Source organism: Pseudarthrobacter albicanus, from assembly GCF_018224015.1.
Lineage (GTDB): Bacteria > Actinomycetota > Actinomycetes > Actinomycetales > Micrococcaceae > Arthrobacter > Arthrobacter albicanus.
In genome coordinates this window covers 1-17688 of sequence record NZ_JAGPOT010000009.1, presented here as the reverse complement: position 1 = coordinate 17688, position 17688 = coordinate 1, and the positions used below count along the sequence as shown (strand labels likewise).

Annotated in this window: 19 protein-coding genes and 1 riboswitch; of the genes, 5 read left to right on the top strand and 14 right to left on the bottom strand. The window is 68.4% G+C overall.

All coding sequences use genetic code 11. The features are described 5' to 3' along the window. Window positions 1-2: 2 nt before the first annotated feature. The 8 genes from trpS to J9611_RS02680 form a co-directional block, all read right to left on the bottom strand. Window positions 3-1046, bottom strand: a complete 1044-nt coding sequence (gene trpS / locus J9611_RS02715) for a tryptophan--tRNA ligase (protein ID WP_211877527.1) — start codon at window positions 1044-1046, stop codon at window positions 3-5. 21 nt (window positions 1047-1067) lie between these two features. Then, window positions 1068-1901 carry an exodeoxyribonuclease III gene (locus J9611_RS02710; protein WP_211877526.1) on the bottom strand — a complete coding sequence of 278 codons (834 nt, stop codon included), beginning with the start codon at window positions 1899-1901 and terminating at the stop codon, window positions 1068-1070. Window positions 1902-1911: 10 nt separating this feature from the next. After that, window positions 1912-2472: a hypothetical protein gene (locus tag J9611_RS02705; protein WP_211877525.1), complete on the bottom strand. Its 561-nt coding sequence runs from the start codon at window positions 2470-2472 to the stop codon at window positions 1912-1914. 152 nt (window positions 2473-2624) lie between these two features. Then, complete coding sequence (locus J9611_RS02700; RefSeq protein ID WP_211877523.1) at window positions 2625-3437, bottom strand: ABC transporter permease; 813 nt, start codon at window positions 3435-3437, stop codon at window positions 2625-2627. After that, window positions 3434-4252, bottom strand: a complete 819-nt coding sequence (locus J9611_RS02695) for an ABC transporter permease (RefSeq protein WP_307857002.1) — start codon at window positions 4250-4252, stop codon at window positions 3434-3436. The genes J9611_RS02700 and J9611_RS02695 overlap by 4 nt, the downstream gene beginning before the upstream one ends. Before the next feature lie 52 nt (window positions 4253-4304). After that, window positions 4305-5255, bottom strand: coding sequence for an ABC transporter ATP-binding protein (locus J9611_RS02690; RefSeq protein WP_211877649.1), 951 nt, complete (start codon window positions 5253-5255; stop codon window positions 4305-4307). Window positions 5256-5524: 269 nt separating this feature from the next. After that, window positions 5525-6178 (bottom strand): response regulator, encoded by a 654-nt coding sequence (locus J9611_RS02685; protein ID WP_211877522.1) that lies wholly within the window; start codon window positions 6176-6178, stop codon window positions 5525-5527. Further along, window positions 6175-7512: a sensor histidine kinase gene (locus J9611_RS02680; RefSeq protein WP_211877521.1), complete on the bottom strand. Its 1338-nt coding sequence runs from the start codon at window positions 7510-7512 to the stop codon at window positions 6175-6177. The genes J9611_RS02685 and J9611_RS02680 overlap by 4 nt, the downstream gene beginning before the upstream one ends. A 176-nt stretch (window positions 7513-7688) precedes the next feature. Between J9611_RS02680 and J9611_RS02675 the strand changes: the two genes are divergently transcribed. The 3 genes from J9611_RS02675 (at window position 7689) to J9611_RS02665 (ending at window position 10646) form a co-directional block, all read left to right on the top strand. After that, window positions 7689-8822: an ABC transporter permease gene (locus tag J9611_RS02675; RefSeq protein ID WP_211877520.1), complete on the top strand. Its 1134-nt coding sequence runs from the start codon at window positions 7689-7691 to the stop codon at window positions 8820-8822. An 81-nt stretch (window positions 8823-8903) separates the two neighbouring features. Further along, complete coding sequence (locus J9611_RS02670) at window positions 8904-9605, top strand: ABC transporter ATP-binding protein (protein ID WP_211877519.1); 702 nt, start codon at window positions 8904-8906, stop codon at window positions 9603-9605. A gap of 501 nt (window positions 9606-10106) precedes the next feature. Continuing rightward, window positions 10107-10646, top strand: coding sequence for a dihydrofolate reductase family protein (locus J9611_RS02665; RefSeq protein ID WP_211877517.1), 540 nt, complete (start codon window positions 10107-10109; stop codon window positions 10644-10646). 100 nt (window positions 10647-10746) lie between these two features. Here the strand turns inward: J9611_RS02665 and J9611_RS02660 are convergent, their stop codons facing one another. The 6 genes from J9611_RS02660 to glyA form a co-directional block, all read right to left on the bottom strand. Beyond that, complete coding sequence (locus J9611_RS02660) at window positions 10747-11127, bottom strand: dihydrofolate reductase family protein (RefSeq protein ID WP_211877516.1); 381 nt, start codon at window positions 11125-11127, stop codon at window positions 10747-10749. A gap of 118 nt (window positions 11128-11245) precedes the next feature. Then, entirely contained in the window at window positions 11246-11512 is a 267-nt protein-coding gene (locus J9611_RS02655; RefSeq protein WP_211877515.1) for an SHOCT domain-containing protein, read from the bottom strand. Window positions 11513-11713: 201 nt separating this feature from the next. Further along, entirely contained in the window at window positions 11714-12379 is a 666-nt protein-coding gene (locus tag J9611_RS02650) for a response regulator (RefSeq protein WP_211877514.1), read from the bottom strand. After that, window positions 12376-13545 carry a sensor histidine kinase gene (locus J9611_RS02645; protein ID WP_211877513.1) on the bottom strand — a complete coding sequence of 390 codons (1170 nt, stop codon included), beginning with the start codon at window positions 13543-13545 and terminating at the stop codon, window positions 12376-12378. The genes J9611_RS02650 and J9611_RS02645 overlap by 4 nt, the downstream gene beginning before the upstream one ends. A gap of 172 nt (window positions 13546-13717) precedes the next feature. Further along, a complete protein-coding gene (locus J9611_RS02640; protein WP_211877511.1) occupies window positions 13718-14638 on the bottom strand; it encodes a bifunctional methylenetetrahydrofolate dehydrogenase/methenyltetrahydrofolate cyclohydrolase in 921 nt (306 codons plus the stop codon). Between the two features lie 5 nt (window positions 14639-14643). Beyond that, window positions 14644-15945 (bottom strand): serine hydroxymethyltransferase, encoded by a 1302-nt coding sequence (gene glyA / locus J9611_RS02635; RefSeq protein WP_307857001.1) that lies wholly within the window; start codon window positions 15943-15945, stop codon window positions 14644-14646. Between the two features lie 172 nt (window positions 15946-16117). Continuing rightward, a riboswitch (ZMP/ZTP riboswitch) is annotated at window positions 16118-16203 on the bottom strand. A gap of 81 nt (window positions 16204-16284) precedes the next feature. Between glyA and purU the strand changes: the two genes are divergently transcribed. Continuing rightward, complete coding sequence (gene purU, locus J9611_RS02630) at window positions 16285-17145, top strand: formyltetrahydrofolate deformylase (protein ID WP_211877510.1); 861 nt, start codon at window positions 16285-16287, stop codon at window positions 17143-17145. A 68-nt stretch (window positions 17146-17213) separates the two neighbouring features. Next, the gene (locus tag J9611_RS02625) at window positions 17214-17642 is read left to right on the top strand and encodes a class I SAM-dependent methyltransferase (protein ID WP_211877509.1); all 429 of its coding nucleotides are present in this window, start codon (window positions 17214-17216) and stop codon (window positions 17640-17642) included. Window positions 17643-17688 lie beyond the last annotated feature (46 nt).

Sequence of the window (17688 nt, the reverse complement as noted above, 5' to 3'; positions counted from 1 at the left end):
GGCTAGTAGACTCCCGCGAGGCTCAGCGACGGCAGGAAACCCATGCGCTCGTAGACCTGGCTGAGCGTCACCGACGCGATTTCGCGGGCACGCTCGGCGCCCCGGGCCAGCAGCCTGTCCAGCTCTGCCGGATCCGCCATGAGCTCGTTGGTACGGTTCCGCAGCGGCGTGAGGAACTCCACCATCACCTCCGCCAGATCCGCTTTGAGGTGGCCGTACATCTTGCCCTGGTATTCGGTTTCAAGGTCCGGCACCGACTTGCCGGTCAGCGTGGAATAGATGGTCAGCAGATTGGACACCCCGGGCTTGGCTTCGGCATCGAAGCGGACTTCCGTGCCGGTGTCCGTCACTGCGGACTTGATGCGTTTGGCCGCGATCTTGGGGTCCTCCAGCAGCTGGATGGAACCGTGGGGTGACCCGCCGGTCTTGGACATCTTGGCCGTGGGACTCTGCAGGTCGTAGATCTTGGCGGTGGCCTTGAGGATGGTGGCCTCCGGCACGGTGAAGGTGTGCCCGAAGCGGGTGTTGAAGCGCTGGGCCAGATTGCGGGTCAGCTCCAGGTGCTGCCGCTGGTCCTCGCCGACGGGCACCAGATCCGTCTGGTAGAGGAGGATGTCGGCGGCCATCAGCGTGGGATACGCGAACAGGCCTACGGTTGCCGCGTCGGCGCCGGACTTCTGGGTCTTGTCCTTGAACTGCGTCATGCGGGAGGCTTCGCCGAATCCGGTGATGCAGTTCAGGGCCCAGGCGAGCTGCGCGTGCTCGGGAACGTGGGACTGGACGAAGAAGATGCTCTTGTCCGGGTCGATGCCGGCGGCGATGTACTGGGCGGCGACAACGCGGGTGCGTTTGGCCAGCTCGGAAGGCTCGAAGTCCACGGTGATCGCGTGGAGATCGGGAATGAAGAACACGGCGTCGTATTCCGACTGCATGTCCACCCAGTTGCGGACAGCACCGATGTAATTTCCCAGGTGCAGGGAGTCCGCGGTGGGCTTCGCGCCCGAAAGGATGCGCTTCTTGGTACCAGGGGTGGTCGGAGTCGTCATGATGTGAAAACCTTCAGGGGCTTAGAGCCGGTAGTCCACTACCAGCGGGGCGTGGTCGGAGAAGCGCGTGTCCCAGGACGGTGCCCGGTCGACGACGGCTGACACTGCGGCAGCAGCGAGGGCGGGCGTGGCCAGGTGGTAATCGATGCGCCAGCCGGTGTCGTTGTCGAAGGCCTGGCCGCGTTGCGACCACCAGGTGTAGGGGCCGTCGACGTTACCCGCCAGGCCCCGGTGAACATCCTTCCAGCCGATTTCATCGCCGAAGAAGCGGTCGAAATACGCGCGCTCCTCGGGAAGGAAGCCGGCACGTTTGACGTTGCCCTTCCAGTTCTTGATGTCCAGCTCGGTGTGGCCGACGTTGAGGTCGCCCACGACGAGGGCGTGGTCGCTGTGCTTGGCCAGCTCGGGCAGCCGGTTGACCATGACGTCGAGGAATCGGAACTTGTCGTCCTGCTTGGGAGTGCCGGCCTCGCCGGAGTGCACGTAGGCGCTGGCGACCGTCAGCCGGGAGGCCTGGCCCTCGGCGTTCCGGACGGTGTAGTCTGCCTCGACCCAGCGGCCGGTGGTGGCGAAGTAGTCGTCCCCGATCCCGGTGCGGGTGGCGAGGGGCTCTTCGCGGGAGGCGATGGCGACGCCGGCGCGACCCTTCGCTTCGGCTTCGGCGTGCAGGATGTACCAGCCCTCACCGAGGAGTTCCGCCACGATCGCATCCGGTGCCCGGACTTCCTGGAGGCAGAGGATGTCCACCCCGCGGGGCTCCAGCCATTCCGCCATGCCCTTCTTGTAGGCGGCGCGCAGGCCGTTGACGTTGACTGATGCGATGCGAAGGTGGTCCTTCTTCAATGCCGAGATCACCCGATCCACTCTAGTCGATGATGGTTCCGGCCACGGGCTCGTCGGCGCCGCCGGACTTGATCATGTCGCGGGCGTTGGTGGCGGTGATGGCGATGGTCTCCAGGGCCCGGCGGATCCTGTCCTGGTCCGCGGCCGCCCCCTTGGCGCGTTCGTCCTCGACGACGCGGGCCTGGACCTGGACGATCTTGAAGGAGTGGTCGAGTTTGAGGTCGCGGACCTCGTCCGCTTCGCGGCGCGCCCCCACGAGGCGGGTGCCGCCGTGGTCGGCGCTGGCCGTCGAAGGCGCCCGGCCGGTCGCCGCGTTGAACGCGTTCTGCGCCTCGTTGAGCTTGGCTCCGGCCTTTTTGGCCGCCTTCTGGATGCTGAAGACGACGAAGGATGCCAGCGCGAGCCAGAAGGCGGCGATGATCGCCACGACCCAGCCCACGACGTCGTTCTGGTTGGCCGCAAAGATGACGGCGACAAGGAACGCGATGATGAAGACCATCATGCCGGGCCCGCTGATCCGGAACATGGAGAACCCGCCCTTGGCCGGTTTGGACGAGGAGTTGAGGCTGCCCAGAGTTCGCATGACTCCATTGTCTCAAACGCGGCCCCCGCCGCCGGACGCTTCCACCCCGGGCGAACGCGCTGCCGCCGTCCATCCCAACTAGCTCGCAGTAGTTGTCGTTTTGGGTGCTCAAAACGACAACTACTGCTAGTCAGTTGGGGTCCGGGACCGCCCTACTTCAGGAAGAGCGCGCGCAGTCGGCCCGTGGTGAGCAGGATGCCCACGGCGACCATGGCCAGGTAGTAGCCGAGGTGCACCGCGGTGGCCGGGCTGAACACCCCCACGCTGATCTGGCGCAGCAGCTCCACCCCGTGCCACAGCGGCATGGCCTGGATCAGCCACTGGATGTGCTGCGGGTAGACGCTCAGCGGGTAGAACGTGGCGCTGAACAGGAACATCGGCAGCATCACGAAGCTGATCCAGTCCATCTGCTGGAACGTCTTCATGAAGCTCGTGATGCCCATCCCGAGGCTCGCGAAGCCGAACGCGATCAGGACCGAGGCCGGAATCATGAGGACGGCCCACGGCGTGGTGATGAGCCCCAGCACGCCCAGCACCGCGGTGAAGCCGGTGGCGTACAGGAGCCCGCGCAGCAGGGCCAGGAAGATCTCCCCCATGGCGACGTCCAGCGGCCCGAGCGAGGTGTAAAGCATGCCTTGGTACAGCCTGGCGAAGTTCATCTTGAAGAAGACGTTCCAGGTGGAGTCGTAGACGGCGCCGTTCATGGCCGAGACGGCCAGCAGCGCCGGCGCGATGTAGGCGGCGTAGCTGATCTCCTGCCCGCCCGGTCCCTGCACCGGACCGACGATGGCGCCCAGGCCCACGCCCATGGAGATCAGGTAGAGCACGGGTTCGAAGAAGCCCGAGAGCATGACCAGCGCGTTGCTGCTCTTGGTGGCCATCAGCCCGCGCCCGACGACGGCGCGCACGTTGCGGGAGTACAGCGCCCCGTAGCGGCGGTTGCGGGCGGCCTCCGTGACGCTCATGGGCCCATCCGCCGGGCGAACTGCCGCCTGGTCAGCGTCCAGCCGGCGGCGCTGAGGGCCAGCAGGAACACCAGGTGGGCGGCGGTGAGCAGCGGGGGCTCCTGGTACCCGTAGGTGAAGACCCGGCCCAGCTGGGTTCCATGCCAGATCGGTGAGATCCAGCCGATCCACCGCACCGCGGGCGGCAGGGTGTCCAGCGGGAAGAACGTGCCGGAGAAGAGGAACAGCGGGGTGACGACAAACCGCATGACCATGGCGAACTGGCCCTTGTCGTCCGTGATCGACGCCGCGTAGGCCATCAGGGGCAGTCCGAAGGACAGCCCGGCCAGGGTCGCGACCACGATCGAGACCGCGCCCCAGCCGCCGGGGGACGCCCCGAACAGCGCGATGACGGCGAAGAAGAGGGCCGACTGCAGCACAAAACGTACGGTGACGGCGATGATCTGCCCGGCGGCGATCTGCTGCGGGGTCAGCGGCGAGGCGTGCGGGCCGTAGTAGACCCGGCGCCATTTGAAGCCGTCCATCACCGGGAAGGTGAACTCGCTGGCGCCCGTCATGACGGCGGCGGAGACCAGCAGGGCCGGGGCGATGAACACCAGGTAGCTGACGCCGCCGAAGCCCGGCGCGCCGTTGGCCTCGACCAGCGTCGCCAGGCCTACGCCCATGGCGAAGAGGTAGGCCACCGGCTGCCCGACGCCGTACATGATGATGGTCCAGCCGTAGCCCTTCATGACCCGCAGGACCTGCTCGGCGTAGTAGAAGGCCCCCCACCGCCGCGCCCGGGCCGCCGAGACGGCGGGCGCGTGGGCGTGCACGGGTGCGGCGTGTGGCGGCTGGGACAGGGGCCTCTGGCCCCCCGGTGCCGCCTCAGTCAACGAGGCTCCTGCCGGTCAGGCGCAGGAAGACGTCCTCGAGCGAGGAGCGGCGCACCAGGGAGGCCAGCGGGCGCAGTCCCCGGGCGGAAACCTGCTCGAGGGCGGCTTCGCCGTCGTGGGCGTAGATCAGCACGCGGTCCGGAAGGGTTTCCACCCGTTCGCCGATGCCTGCCAGTTCGGCGCCGATGCCCGCATTCCGGTCCGAGCCGAACCGCAGCTCCAGGACCTCCCGGCTGGAGTGTTCGCGGATCAGGGCCGCCGGTGAGCCTCCGGCCATGATTCTGCCCTTGTCCACCACGATCAGGCGGTCGCAGAGCTGCTCGGCCTCGTCCATGTAGTGGGTGGTCAGGATGAGCGTGACGCCCTGTTCCTTGAGCCGGAACAGCCGGTCCCAGAGGATGTGCCGGGCCTGCGGGTCCAGGCCGGTGGTGGGCTCGTCCAGCAGCAGGATCCGGGGCTCGTTGATGAGTGAGCGGGCGATGGTGAGGCGGCGCTTCATGCCGCCGGAGAGCGCGTCGACCCTGGACCTGGCCTTGTCAGTGAGCTGGGCGAATTCGAGCAGTTCGTCTGCCTTGGGCCGCAGGTAGCTCATCGGCAGGCCGAAGTAGCGTCCGTAGACCAGCAGGTTGTCCCGGACCCGGAGTTCCTCGTCCAGGTTGTCCTGCTGCGGCACGACGCCCAGGTGGGCGCGGACCTCGGGCCCGTGCTGGTCCGGATCCAGCCCCATGACGCTCAGGCTGCCGGAGGTCCGCCGGGAAACCCCGCCGATCATCTTCATCGCGGTGGACTTGCCGGCCCCGTTGGGCCCGAGCAGCCCGAAGGCCTCTCCGGCCGCCACGCGGAAGGAGATACCGTCGACGGCGGCGACGTCGCCGTAGTACTTCGTCAGGTTCCCGGCGGTGATGACGTACTGCGGCGCCCCGGCGCCGGGGGGCCTGTCCACGGGGGACGCTTTCGACTGGAGTTCAGCCACCCGCACCACGTTAGTAGCGGCGTTCGAACAAGGAAAGGGCGCGCGGTGCCGGCGTGGGCTGCCCGGCGGCTTTCGGCCAGTTCCAAGGGCCATTCTCGGCCGATGGGAAGTGCCTGGATTACCTTGCAAGCGATCCGGTTCGTCACCTCTCAACCCCCGTGATCCCCGACGCCTCGGCACTTTTCACGACGCGACTTCCATGGTCGAGTTGTGGAAGCGCCTCGGTTCAGCGCATGCAGCTACTGACCAGGGGCCCGGATGATGCGTCGCCGGGTTGCTGCGGCGATGGCTGCGGTGCGGTTGTCCACGCCGAGCTTTCCGTAGATGTGCACCAGGTGGGTTTTCACGGTTGCCTCGGAGATGAAGGTCTGTTTTGCGATGGCCCGGTTGGACAGTCCGGTCGCCAGCAGCCCGAGCAATTGGATTTCCCGTGGGGTGAGGGCAGGAGCAGGATTCGCGATCCGGTTCATGAGCAGGGCCGCTATTTTGGGGGCCAGGACAGTCTGGCCGGCGGCGGCTGCCAGCACGGCCTGCCGGATCTGTTCTGGCGGTGCGTCCTTGAGCATGTACCCGCTGGCGCCTGCCTCCACGGCGGCCAGGATGTCCGCATCCGTGTCGTAGGTGGTCAGGATCAGGACCGGCGGGGCCACTTCCAGCAGCCTGATCTGTGCGGTCGCGGTGACTCCGTCCATGCCGGCACCCATTTGCAGGTCCATGAGCACGACGTCGACCGGGTCGCCCAGGGTTTGTAACCGTTTTAGTTCCTTGAGCGCTGCGTCGCCGTCGGCTGCTTCGGCTGCTACTGAGATGCCCTCGAATTCGGTGAGCATGGCCCGCAGCCCGGTCCTGACCACGGGATGGTCATCGACCAGCAGAATGCGGATGTCGTTCATTGTTCTTCCCTCTCAGGCACGTCGTCCAGGGGCAGGCGGATAGCCACTACGGCCCCCTCCCCCGGTGCTGATTCGAGTTCGAGAGAGCCTTTCAGCGCGGTCACCCGTTCCTGCAGGGCCGGGATCCCGAAACCGCTCCCGTCCGTCCGGGCATTCATGTGGGCGGCCAACCCTGCGGGGTCGAAGCCGACACCGTCATCAAAGATGTCCATGGTGACTTCGCTGCCCAGAAATGCGACGGTCACCACGGCGTTGCTGGCTTTGGCGTGGTCTCTGACGTTGGCGAGGCTGGCCTGGGCGGCCCGGAGCAGGGCCACCCGGTACGGTTGCGGCAGTTCAACGGGGTCGCCGTCGAGTTCAAACCGGCACCGCAACTCTAAGCCCCGGGCCACGGCGCTGGTTTCCGTACTCTCGCAGAGCCGGCGCAGGGAATCCACCAGGGAGGATTCCTGCAGGTGCGGGGAGGAGAGCCCGCGGACAAAATTCCGGGCTTCGGCCAGGTTCTCCGAGGCGGTCTGCTGCACCAGCGCGAAGCGTGCGGCAGCGGCGGCGGTATCTCCGTCGGAGAGCGATTTTTCCGCCGCGCGGGCCACCAGCACGATGCTGGAGAGCCCCTGGGCAAGGGTGTCGTGGATTTCCCGGGCCAGCCGTTCGCGCTCGGCTAGCACGCCGGCGTCGTGCTGGGAAGCTGCCAGCTCCGCACGGGTCCGGCGGAGTTCATCGGCTGCACGGCGCTGGTTCTCCGCCTCGCGGTAGAGCGCGAGGTAGGCCAGCCCGGTGACGACGGAAAACGCCGCACCAAACAGCGGACCCAGGACGACCGCCACCTGGGGGGCCGGGACTCCGCTGGCGGCCCACTGGGCGGCGATCACCGCCGCCGTCATCAACGCGATGGTCAACAGCGCGATCCGTCGCGGCAACAGGTGCAGGTGGAGGAAGAAGAGGGGGAATGCCAGCCAGGCGAAGTCGGCGCTCCCGGCCAGCAGGATGGCCCACAGGGCGGTGACGAGCCCCAGCCACAGGACACCGTAGCGGCGCGGATCGAAACCCGTGGTGCCGGCGGCGAAGCGCTTTTCCAGGATGGTGCCGGTCAGGTAAACCCCGGCCAGAACAAGCGCGGTCCCGGCCCAGACATACCGCAGCGGGTCCCCGCCACCGGAGACCAGCAGCCTCAGGACAGCCACACCCAGCAGGGCGGCGAAGCCGACGTGCAGCGTCAATCTCAGGACGCGCAGGATCGCAACGGAGGGTGCAGCGTCCAGGCCGCTGAGCGGGTCGCCGGGTCCGTTGAGATCGGACTCGTCCAGGGGGCGGAGTGGTTCCGTGGCAGGCATTGGATCAGCTTATGCGTGCCCGGCCCGGGCGGGATCAACCACATGGTTGACCCGGGGATCAACCGTTCTTCCCCCGCCTATCAACCGACTCCCCGATGGTGCCGGTTCCGACCCGCGGGAGAGTGGATACAAGAGACCTCCCTGCCGTTGCCTCACCAATTGAAAGAAGAAAAAACGTGTTTCTTGCCCTAAGCGATATCCGCTTTGCCAAAGGACGGTTCGCCCTGATGGGCGGCGTCATCGCGCTGATCACCCTGCTGCTCGTCATGCTCTCCGGCTTGACGGCCGGCCTGGGCGACCAGTCGACCTCAGCGATCGACAAACTCGGCAGCAGCCACGGCGGCGGAGTCGCGTCCAAGGCGGTGGACAGCATCGTCTTCGGCGCCCCCGGCACAAACGAGCCCAAGGCATCCTTCACGGAAAGTGAAGTCACCGCCGCGCAGGTCGACAGCTGGAAGAACCGGGCCGGAGTCCAAAACGCCGAAGCCCTGGGCATCAGCCAGACCCGGTTCCAGTCCGTGGCCACAGACGGCGGCACGGGCACCGGGACCACCAACGTCGCAGTCTTCGGCGTTGCACCGGACGGCCAGCTGGCACCGTCACCCGTTACCGCCGACACTGTCGTGATCGGCAAGACCGTGGCCACGGCTCTGTCCCTGAACATCGGGGACAAGGCCAGCGTCGGAGGAACCGAACTGACTGTCAGCGCCGTGGTCGAGGACCGGTGGTACTCCCACACCAGTGTCATCTGGACCGCCCTGCCCACCTGGGCCAAACTCGCCCACCTGACCGACCCTGACCAGCTCGGAACCGTCGCCGCCATCACCTACAAGGACGGCGCCACCGTTGACGAGGCCGCCGCCAACGCGGCAGCGAACAGCGTGAGCGCTTCGCGCACCGGATCCTTCCAGGCCCTGGGCTCCTTCAAGAGCGAAAACGGCTCCCTGACGCTGATGCAGGCCTTCCTCTACGGCATCTCCGCCCTGGTCATCGTGGCCTTCCTGACCGTATGGACCGTCCAGCGGACCCGCGACATCGCTGTCCTGAAGGCCATGGGAGCATCCGGCGGTTACGTCCTGCGCGACGCCATCGCCCAGGCCGCCATCGTCCTGGTGGCCGGGGCCGGAATCGGCGGCGGGATCGGCATCCTCGGCGGCTTCTTCGCAGCCCGGGCAGCCCCCTTCCTGGTCAACCCCGCAACGACACTCCTGCCCATCCTCGGAATCATCGCCCTCGGCCTGGCCGGAGCGGCACTGGCCGTCCGCCGCGTCACCAAGGTCGACGCCCTGATCGCCCTCGGCGGGAACTAGAGGCCCTCCGCAGCCAGCGGGTCCCGCCCGCGGCCCCGCCACAGATTCCGACCCGTGCACATTCTGAAAGGAAGTAACACCATGTCCTCCACTCCCAGCCCCCTGAACCTCGTCAACGTCACGCTCGAATACCCGGACGGGGACGAAACCATCAAAGCCCTGGACGCCGTGAACCTCACCGTGCAAGCCGGCCAGATGATCTCCCTCGTCGGCCCGTCAGGATCCGGAAAATCCAGTCTGCTGGCCGCCGCCGCCACCCTCGTCCGCCCCACCCATGGACTGGTGATCATCGACGGCACCGACGCCACCGGGCTCCGGGACAAGGACCTCACCGCGCTGCGGCGGGAGAACATCGGCATCATCTTCCAGCAGCCGAACCTGCTCGCGTCCCTCACCGCCGTCGAACAACTCATCATCGGCGACCACTTGCGCGGAAAACCCCTCAAGGCTGCCCGGGCCAAAGCCACCGAACTCCTCGACATCGTCGGACTCAGCTCCAGCGCCGACAAACGCCCGCACCAGCTCTCCGGCGGCCAGCGGCAGCGGGTCAACATCGCCCGCGCCCTGATGGGCCATCCCAAGGTCCTGCTCGTGGACGAGCCAACCGCGGCCCTGGACCACGAACGCAGCGATTCCATCGTCCGGCTCCTCCGCCGCGTCACCGACGACTTCATGGTTGCCACTGTCATGGTCACCCACGACACCGAATTCGTCCCCCTGACCGACTCTGTCGCCACCATGCGCGACGGTAAACTCACCGTCCCCGTGCTGACGACGGTCTGATACCCAACATCCCCGCTGACGTCCTGCAGGAACGGCGGCCGGCCAACCCGCGGGGCCGCCCCCTGAGGGCTTCCGCCCATCACCCCCTCAATCCAAGGACCACCTCTCATGAAAAAGATCCCGCACCAACTGACCCACTCAAAGGTGAGGTCGGTGTTGATCTCGTCGAGGCGGTCGATCATGACAGGGTCAACGAGGAGCATGGGGCAACGGATGCAGGCATGCTCGTGCTCGCAGGGGGGTGGCGTAGGGTGGCCCGCAGTTGCCGAACTGGACTTTGCTTTTATCGAAATGTTCCTCGAATTCGGCCCATTCCCCGTCATCGGAATCACGGGTTCGCGGTCGCTTTTGGACAGTGCAACAACGACTTCAGCTGAGCCGATACCTTGTCCAGGGTCGCGGAGGCCGCGCACAATGTCGTGAAGTGCAGGCTCTGCACATCCGGGCGCGGCAGGCCAACCGCGCTGCAGGCCAACCGTCACCAAGCCGAAGGAGATCTTCATGGGCAAGCTCACCGTCACCGCTTTTACCACCCTGGACAACGTCGCCGAGGAGCCCCAGCTCTGGACGGGCCCGTTTTTCAGCGACGCCACCGGCGCGTTCAACGGCGAAGTGCTGGCCGAGGCGGACTCGATGCTGCTCGGCCGGGTCACCTATGACGGCTTCGCCGCCGCCTGGCCGTCGCGATCGGGCGACTTCATCTCCGACAAGTTCAATGCCATGCCCAAGTACGTCGTGTCCACCACCCTGGAACACGCCGGCTGGAACAACAGCACGATTATCGCCGCTGACATACCCGGCCGGGTCCGCGCCCTTCGCGAGCGGGAGAACGTGATCGTCTGGGGCAGCCCCACGCTCGTCAAGACGCTCATGGCGGAGAATCTCGTCGACGAGTACGTTCTGCTGGTTTCGCCCATCGTGCTCGGGCACGGCAAGAAGATGCTGCCGGAGGACGGAACCCGGCACACGCTGCGGATCGTTGAACCGCGGCTCCTCGAAGGCGGGATGCTGGCGCTGCGGATGACACCGGCGGCGGCCTGAGGAGCGGCCTGAGCAGCGGGTCGATGGTCGTGGGCGGGTCCGCCGCGGCCGGCTCAGCGGCGGACCCGGTAACGGATGTGGGTGGCCTCCGGTGTGTCGATCACCCGCATGACCTCCAGCTCGACGCGCGACGGCAACAGCTCGAACAGCCGGCGGCCACATACATCACCAACGGATAGTCCGCCACCGAGGGATCCGGCGGCCGGTGGCTGGGCACCACGATCGGGACACCGTGAAGATCACCTTTCCAGTGATCGGCCTGCTCCGCGGTACACCGGCCCGCCAGCACCGCACCGGGCGCGTTCATCTCGTCGAACAACTCCCCGGCGGCCCCGGACGGCCGGAAGAACTCCCCGTCCACGGTGATGAACCACTCGTGCAGCCGGCCGAAGCCATCGCCGCCGGGGTTTCCCGGCTCGTCGTTCGGACCCGCGATGTACCCGTCCAGGGACATCGACATGTAAAGCACCGATGAGGACACAAGCCTGCTCCTTGTCTTCGACTGCTGGCTGCGTCGGCGCTGCGCCGGGAACCGGCCCGGGCCAGCCCAGCCCGCCCCGGGCCGGGCGGACCCAACGGATCCCCCGGCCCGCGCCGGCCTATTTCGTGTCGCCGCGCAGCACCTGCAGGCGCTTGCGGTATTCGTTCTCGTCGATTTCTCCGCGGGCATAGCGTTCCCGCAGCACGCTTTCGCCGCCCTGCGTCGCGGCCCAGCGGCGGTTGGAGCGCCACGTGCGCCGGCCGATGAAGATCAACAGGCCGATCACGAGGATCCAGAACAGCGGGAACAGCAGGAACCAGGGCGAGAATCCGCCGTCGTGCCAGGGCCCGTAGGTGGTGAGGACGTCGGCGGTTGCCGCGGTCATTGAGGTAATCATGTCAGTTGTCCAGACTCTCGGTTCGGGCCGTGTTTCCGGCCCTGTACCGAGTCTTCCGCGCGGGCGTTCGCGCCGCGTCCGCCGCCGGGAGTCATTGTCCCCGCCCGGCGTACTCCGGCGGGAGTCCGCCCGGTGCACCCGCACCGTCCGCCCCGCCCGGCGCACCCTCGCCGGCAGCCCGGCAGGCCACTACCCGGCCCAGCCGGGCCGGACGAGGCCCGATTCGTATGCCAGGACCACCAGCTGCACCCTGTCGCGGACCTGCAGCTTGGCCATGATCCGGGACACGTGGGTCTTCGCGGTCAGCGGGGTGATGAAGAGCCGCTCCGCGATTTCCGCGTTGTTAAGCCCCTCGCCCACGAGTTGCAGGACTTCCCGTTCGCGTTCGGTGATCCGGTCCAGGGCCGTGGGCGGTGTGGCGGCGCGGGACTGCACCGCCAGCGCCGCCATGATCCGGCGGGTCACCGAGGGCGAGAGGAGCGCGTCGCCGTCGTGCACGACGCGCACGGCGCGGAGCAGTTCCGCCGGTTCGGTGTCCTTGACGAGGAACCCGGCTGCCCCGGCCCGCACCGCTTCGGCGATGTACTCATCGAGTTCGAAGGTGGTCAGGATGATGACCCGCGTTCCCGCGAGGCCGGGATCGGCCAGGATCCGGCGGGTGGCGTCCAGCCCGTCGCCGTGCGGCATCCGGATGTCCATCAGCACGACGTCGGGCCTGTCCCGGGCCGCCAGGCGCACCGCCTCGTCCCCCGTGCCGCATTCCGCCACCACGTCCATGTCCGGCTCCGCGTCCAGGAGGGCCCGGAATCCGGCGCGGATGAGCGTCTGGTCATCGGCGATCAGGATGCGGATCACCGCCGGCCGTTCCCCGTGCCGCGGGACGACGGCGCCGGCCCGGGAACCCCCGCCGCCGGAAGGACCGCCCGGACCCGCCAGCCCGGGTCCAGGGGCAGGAACTCCACGGTTCCGCCCAGCCCCGCAGCCCTTTCCCGCATGCCGGTCACCCCGTTTCCTTCGGCGGCCCCGGCAGCGCCACGGCCGTCGTCGTCGACCGTTACGGTGAGCCGTCCGGCGTCCGGGCCGGCAGCGGGAGCGGCCAGGACGACGGCGGTCCGGCCGGCTCCGGCGTGCCGCACCACGTTGGTCAGGGCCTCCTGCACGATCCGGTAGGCGGCCTCCTGGACGGGAGCCGTGAGCGGGACCTCGATCCGCTCCTCCAGCCGCACTTCGAGTCCGGCCCGGCGCGCGGTCTCGGCCAGTGCGGGCAGCCTTCCGAGCCCGCGACCGGCCGCCGGGCCGAGCGGGACATCGTCGCGCAACACTCCCAGCAGCTGGCGGACCTCGTCCAGGGATTCCTTGCTGGCCGCCTTGATGGCCTCCAGCGCCGGCCGGAACTGCTCCGGATCCCGGTCGCCCAGATGCAGCGCAACGGAGGCCCGGACGTTGATCAGGGAGAGCGAGTGGGCCACCACGTCGTGGATATCGCGGGCCAGCGCCAGGCGGTATTCATCCCGCGCTGCCTGCTCCCGGGCTTCGCGCTGGCGGTGCCGTTCGGCCACCCGCTCGCTCCTGAGCCTGATGCCCTCGCCCAGCAGGACAAGGATGGCCAGCCAGGCGGTGCCCGCGAACGCGCGGACCAGCGCGGTCTCAGCGCCGCTGAGGACCGAGCCGATGGTCACGGCAGCGGCGCACAGTGCGGCCACGGTCCATGCCTGCCAGCGCTTGCCGGCTGCGGCGGTGAGGATCAGGGCCAGCGCCAGCGAGAGCAACACCGGCCCCCACGGATAGCCGAGGGCCAGGTAGGCCCCGGCGGCTGCCACGGCTGCGGGAAGCATGACCAGCGGTGCGCGGCGCCGCAGGGACAGCGCGGCCGGGCCGGCCAGCAGCAGCGCGAAGGCCAGCGCGTCCAGCGGCCTGTGGTCCGGCTGCCGGGCTGCGGCGAAGAGGGTGCCCACCACCTGGACCGAAGCCACGGCGATCACCACGAAGCTCGTGGGCGGACCCTGGAATCGGCGCTGCATACCCCGAGCCTAGCGGCGGAGCGGGCCGGCGTCGTCTGCTTGTCGGGGCATTAACGGGGCAGGGCGCCTACTCCCGCGGGAGTAGGCGCCCTGCCGGACCGGCGATTGAGCCCTGGGGCGGACCGGTGATTGAGCCCGTCGAAATCAGGTCTCGACAGGCTCGACCACCGGGCTAAGCGATTCCCACGTGGCGTTCCGCGGTTTCCACCACGTTGGCCAGCAGCATGGCGCGGGTCATCGGGCCCACTCCCCCGGGGTTCGGGGACAGCCAGGCGGCGACGCCGGCAGCAGCCGGGTCCACGTCTCCGGTGACCACGGCCTTGCCGTTGCCGTCGTCGACGCGGCTGACGCCGACGTCGAGCACGATCGCGCCGGGCTTGAGGTCGCCCGCCTTGATCATGTGCGGCTGTCCGGCTGCGGCGATCACGACGTCGGCCTGCCGGAGTTCGGCGGGCAGGTCCACCGTGCCGGTGTGGGCGAGGATGACCGTGGCGTTGACGTCCTTGCGGGTGAGCAGGAGTCCCACCGGGCGGCCGATGGTGACGCCGCGGCCGACGACCAGCACGCGCTTGCCGTTGAGGTTGATCCCGTGCCGGGTCAGGAGCTCCACGCAGCCCTTGGGCGTGCAGGGCAGCGGGGACGTCATGGGCCCGCTGACGCTGGCCACGAGCCGGCCCAGGTTCATCGGGTGCAGGCCGTCGGCGTCCTTCTCGGGATCCATGGCCTCCAGGACGGTGTTCTGGTCGATGTGCTTGGGCAGCGGAAGTTGGATGATGTAGCCGGTGCATTCCGGGTTCCCGTTAAGCTCGCGGACCACGGCCAGCAGTTCGTCCTGGCTGGTGTCCTCGGGCAGGTCGCGGCGGATGGACGTGATGCCCACCTCGGCGCAGTCCTTGTGCTTGCCGGCCACGTACCAGGTGCTGCCCGGGTCCGAGCCCACCAGGATGGTGCCCAGGCCGGGGACGACGCCCTGGGCCTTGAGCACGGCAACGCGTTCGGTCAGTTCGGCCTTGATCGTGGCGGCGGTGGCTTTGCCGTCGAGGATCTGCGCCGTTGTTGCCGTGGCCGTTGTTTCCCGGGCCGGGTTGCTCATCCGCGTCACCACTGCTCGTGCTGCGGGTACAGCGGGAAGTCCGCCGCGAGCTTGTCCACGCGGGACTGCAGGGCCTCCACGTCCGTGGCCGCACCGGCCTTCAGCGCCGCGGCGATGATCTCTGCAACTTCGGTGAACTCCTCGGCACCGAAGCCGCGGGTGGCCAGGGCCGGGGTGCCGATGCGCAGGCCCGAGGTGACCATCGGCGGGCGGGGATCGAACGGCACGGCGTTGCGGTTGACGGTGATGCCGACGGAGTGCAGCAGGTCTTCGGCCTGCTGGCCGTCCAGCGCGGAGTTGCGCAGGTCCACCAGGACCAGGTGCACATCCGTGCCGCCGGTCAGGACGGACACGCCGGCGTCGGCCAGGTCGGCCTGGTTGAGGCGGTCGGCGATGATCCGGGCGCCTTCCAGGACGCGCTCCTGGCGCTCCTTGAATTCAGCGGTCCCGGCAATCTTGAAGGCCACAGCCTTCGCGGCGATCACGTGCATGAGCGGGCCGCCCTGCTGGCCCGGGAAGACGGCGGAGTTGAGCTTCTTGGCCCATTCCTGCTTGGCCAGGATCACGCCGGAGCGCGGGCCGGCGAGGGTCTTGTGCACGGTGGAGGTCACGACGTCGGAGTGCGGCACCGGGCTCGGGTGCACGCCGGCGGCCACGAGTCCGGCGAAGTGGGCCATGTCCGTCCAGAGCAGCGCGCCGACCTCGTCGGCGATGGAGCGGAAGGCGGCGAAGTCGAGATGGCGGGGGTACGCGGACCAGCCGGCGATGATGACCTGCGGCTTCTCGGCGACGGCCTGCGCGCGCAGCTTGTCCATGTCGACCCGGAAGGTGTCTTCCTCGACCTGGTACGCGGCAACCTTGTAGAGCTTGCCGGAGAAGTTCAGCTTCATGCCGTGGGTCAGGTGGCCGCCGTGGGCCAGCGACAGGCCCAGGATCTTGTCTCCCGGAGTGATCATGGCGGCGAGCGCGGCCGCGTTGGCCTGGGCGCCCGAGTGCGGCTGCACGTTGGCGTATTCGGCGCCGAAGAGGTCCTTGACGCGGTCGATCGCCAGCTGCTCGGCGACGTCGACGTACTCGCAGCCGCCGTAGTAGCGGCGGCCCGGGTAGCCCTCGGCGTACTTGTTGGTCAGGACCGAGCCCTGGGCCTCCATGACGGCGCGCGGGGCGAAGTTCTCGGAGGCGATCATTTCCAGGGTGCCGCGCTGGCGGCCAAGCTCCTGGGCAAGGACTGCGGCGATTTCGGGATCAAGGTCGGCCAGCGGCTGGTTGCTCACGGCGGCGGATGAAAGGCTAACGGAAGTGGTCACGGATAACTCCTGGCTAGGCGACGGCACTGCTTTAAGGTCAGGTTACCGGCTGGCCCGCTGCGGCGCCCCCAGATTACGGCACCCGGAAGACGGGGCACGAGCCGGGGACCGGCACCCGTAGCGGGTGCCGGCGGCGGGCTGGCAGCATCGTGCTGCCAGCCGGCAAAACAGGACCCTCGGCCCAGGCGTACGATCCGTGGTCTTCGTGAGTGCCGCTCCCTGGTGGTTCACCACCCAACGCCAGTTGCGACGGGTTAAGCCTACCCCAGGGCCCTGCCCGCACCCGGTGGCCGCGCCCGGTGCCCGGGCCCGCGGTTACGCGCGGGTAGGCTGTTCTACGTGATTGACGACCAGCTGACTGCCTCCTATATCCTGACCCTTTCCTGCCCCGACCGGCCGGGAATCGTCCACGCCGTCGCCGGCGCCCTCCTCGTGGCGGGCTGCAATATTACGGACTCCCAGCAGTACGGCAGCCAGAGCACAGGCACTTTCTTCATGCGGGTCGAGGCCACGACGGCGGCGCCGCACGCCGGGCTCCAGGCCGCACTCGAGCCGGTGGCCCAGGCCTTCGGCATGCGGTGGAGCCTCAACCCGGCAGGCCGCAAGGTCCGCACCCTGCTGATGGCCAGCACCTCGGCGCACTGCCTCAACGATCTGCTGTTCCTTCAGCGCTCCGGAACCCTGCCCATCGAGATCCCGGCCATCGTGTCCAACCACCAGGACCTGGCCGGCCTGGCCGAGTTCTACGGCATCCCCTTCCACCACATCCCGGTCACCCCGGACACCAAGGTCCAGGCCGAGGACACCCTCCGCGCCCTCGTGGCGGAGCACGACATCGAGCTCACGGTCCTCGCCCGGTACATGCAGATCATCTCCGACGACCTGTGCGCCGAGCTCACCGGCAGCGCCATCAACATCCACCACTCCTTCCTTCCGTCCTTCAAGGGCGCCAGGCCGTACCACCAGGCGCATGCCCGCGGCGTGAAGCTCGTCGGCGCCACCGCCCACTACGTCACGGCCGCCCTGGATGAGGGTCCGATCATCGAGCAGGAAGTCATCCGGGTGGACCACCGCCGCACGCCCGAACAGTTCGTCCAGATGGGCCGCGACGTGGAAGCGCGGACGCTGGCCCAGGCCGTGCAGTGGCACGCCGAACACCGGGTGCTCCTTGACGGCAACCGGACCGTGGTCTTCAACTGAACGGTTTCCGACTGGACGGCCGATAACTGGCCATTGTCTTTGGGCCGCCACCGTCCTTGACTGGAGCTATGGCAGGTATCCGGGAGGACCGGCTGGCCGGGTTCGTGGCGCTGCTCAAGTCCGAGGGCCGGCATTCGGTGCTCGGCCTCGATTGCGGCCACGGCACGGACGGGCTCCTGTTCGTAGCGTCCGGCATCCATTTCACCGGCGTGGACCCGTCCGAGGAAAACATCCATTCCGCGCGCGCCAGGGGCCTGGAGGCCTCGGTGGCTGCCGACGCCGTGCTGCCGTTTGCCGACTCGGTGTTTCCCGCGGTCTGGGCGGTGGACGCCCTGGCGGGCCTGCCGCCCGGGGAGAGGGACGACGTCGTCCGCGAACTCGGGCGCGTGACGGCGCCGGGCGCCCCGATCGCCGTCGTGCTCCCCGGCCCCGGCCTCCCGGAACACGGCCTCCCGGAACACGGGGCAGGCTTCACCGTCCTGCGCTCCCCCGGGTGAATCCCCCAACTGGCTCGCATTTGTTGTCGTTTTGGGCGCCCAAAAC

What these genes read in the sequence shown, in the direction of transcription:
- J9611_RS02700 (WP_211877523.1), bottom strand. Translation starts at nt 3,437, where the DNA reads ATGAGCGTCACGGAGGCCGCCCGCAACCGCCGCTACGGGGCGCTGTAC.
- J9611_RS02685 (WP_211877522.1), bottom strand. Translation starts at nt 6,178, where the DNA reads ATGAACGACATCCGCATTCTGCTGGTCGATGACCATCCCGTGGTCAGG.
- J9611_RS02705 (WP_211877525.1), bottom strand. Translation starts at nt 2,472, where the DNA reads ATGCGAACTCTGGGCAGCCTCAACTCCTCGTCCAAACCGGCCAAGGGC.
- J9611_RS02665 (WP_211877517.1), top strand. Translation starts at nt 10,107, where the DNA reads ATGGGCAAGCTCACCGTCACCGCTTTTACCACCCTGGACAACGTCGCC.
- J9611_RS02625 (WP_211877509.1), top strand. Translation starts at nt 17,214, where the DNA reads ATGGCAGGTATCCGGGAGGACCGGCTGGCCGGGTTCGTGGCGCTGCTC.
- trpS (WP_211877527.1), bottom strand. Translation starts at nt 1,046, where the DNA reads ATGACGACTCCGACCACCCCTGGTACCAAGAAGCGCATCCTTTCGGGC.
- J9611_RS02645 (WP_211877513.1), bottom strand. Translation starts at nt 13,545, where the DNA reads ATGCAGCGCCGATTCCAGGGTCCGCCCACGAGCTTCGTGGTGATCGCC.
- J9611_RS02680 (WP_211877521.1), bottom strand. Translation starts at nt 7,512, where the DNA reads ATGCCTGCCACGGAACCACTCCGCCCCCTGGACGAGTCCGATCTCAAC.
- J9611_RS02655 (WP_211877515.1), bottom strand. Translation starts at nt 11,512, where the DNA reads ATGACCGCGGCAACCGCCGACGTCCTCACCACCTACGGGCCCTGGCAC.
- J9611_RS02670 (WP_211877519.1), top strand. Translation starts at nt 8,904, where the DNA reads ATGTCCTCCACTCCCAGCCCCCTGAACCTCGTCAACGTCACGCTCGAA.
- J9611_RS02640 (WP_211877511.1), bottom strand. Translation starts at nt 14,638, where the DNA reads ATGAGCAACCCGGCCCGGGAAACAACGGCCACGGCAACAACGGCGCAG.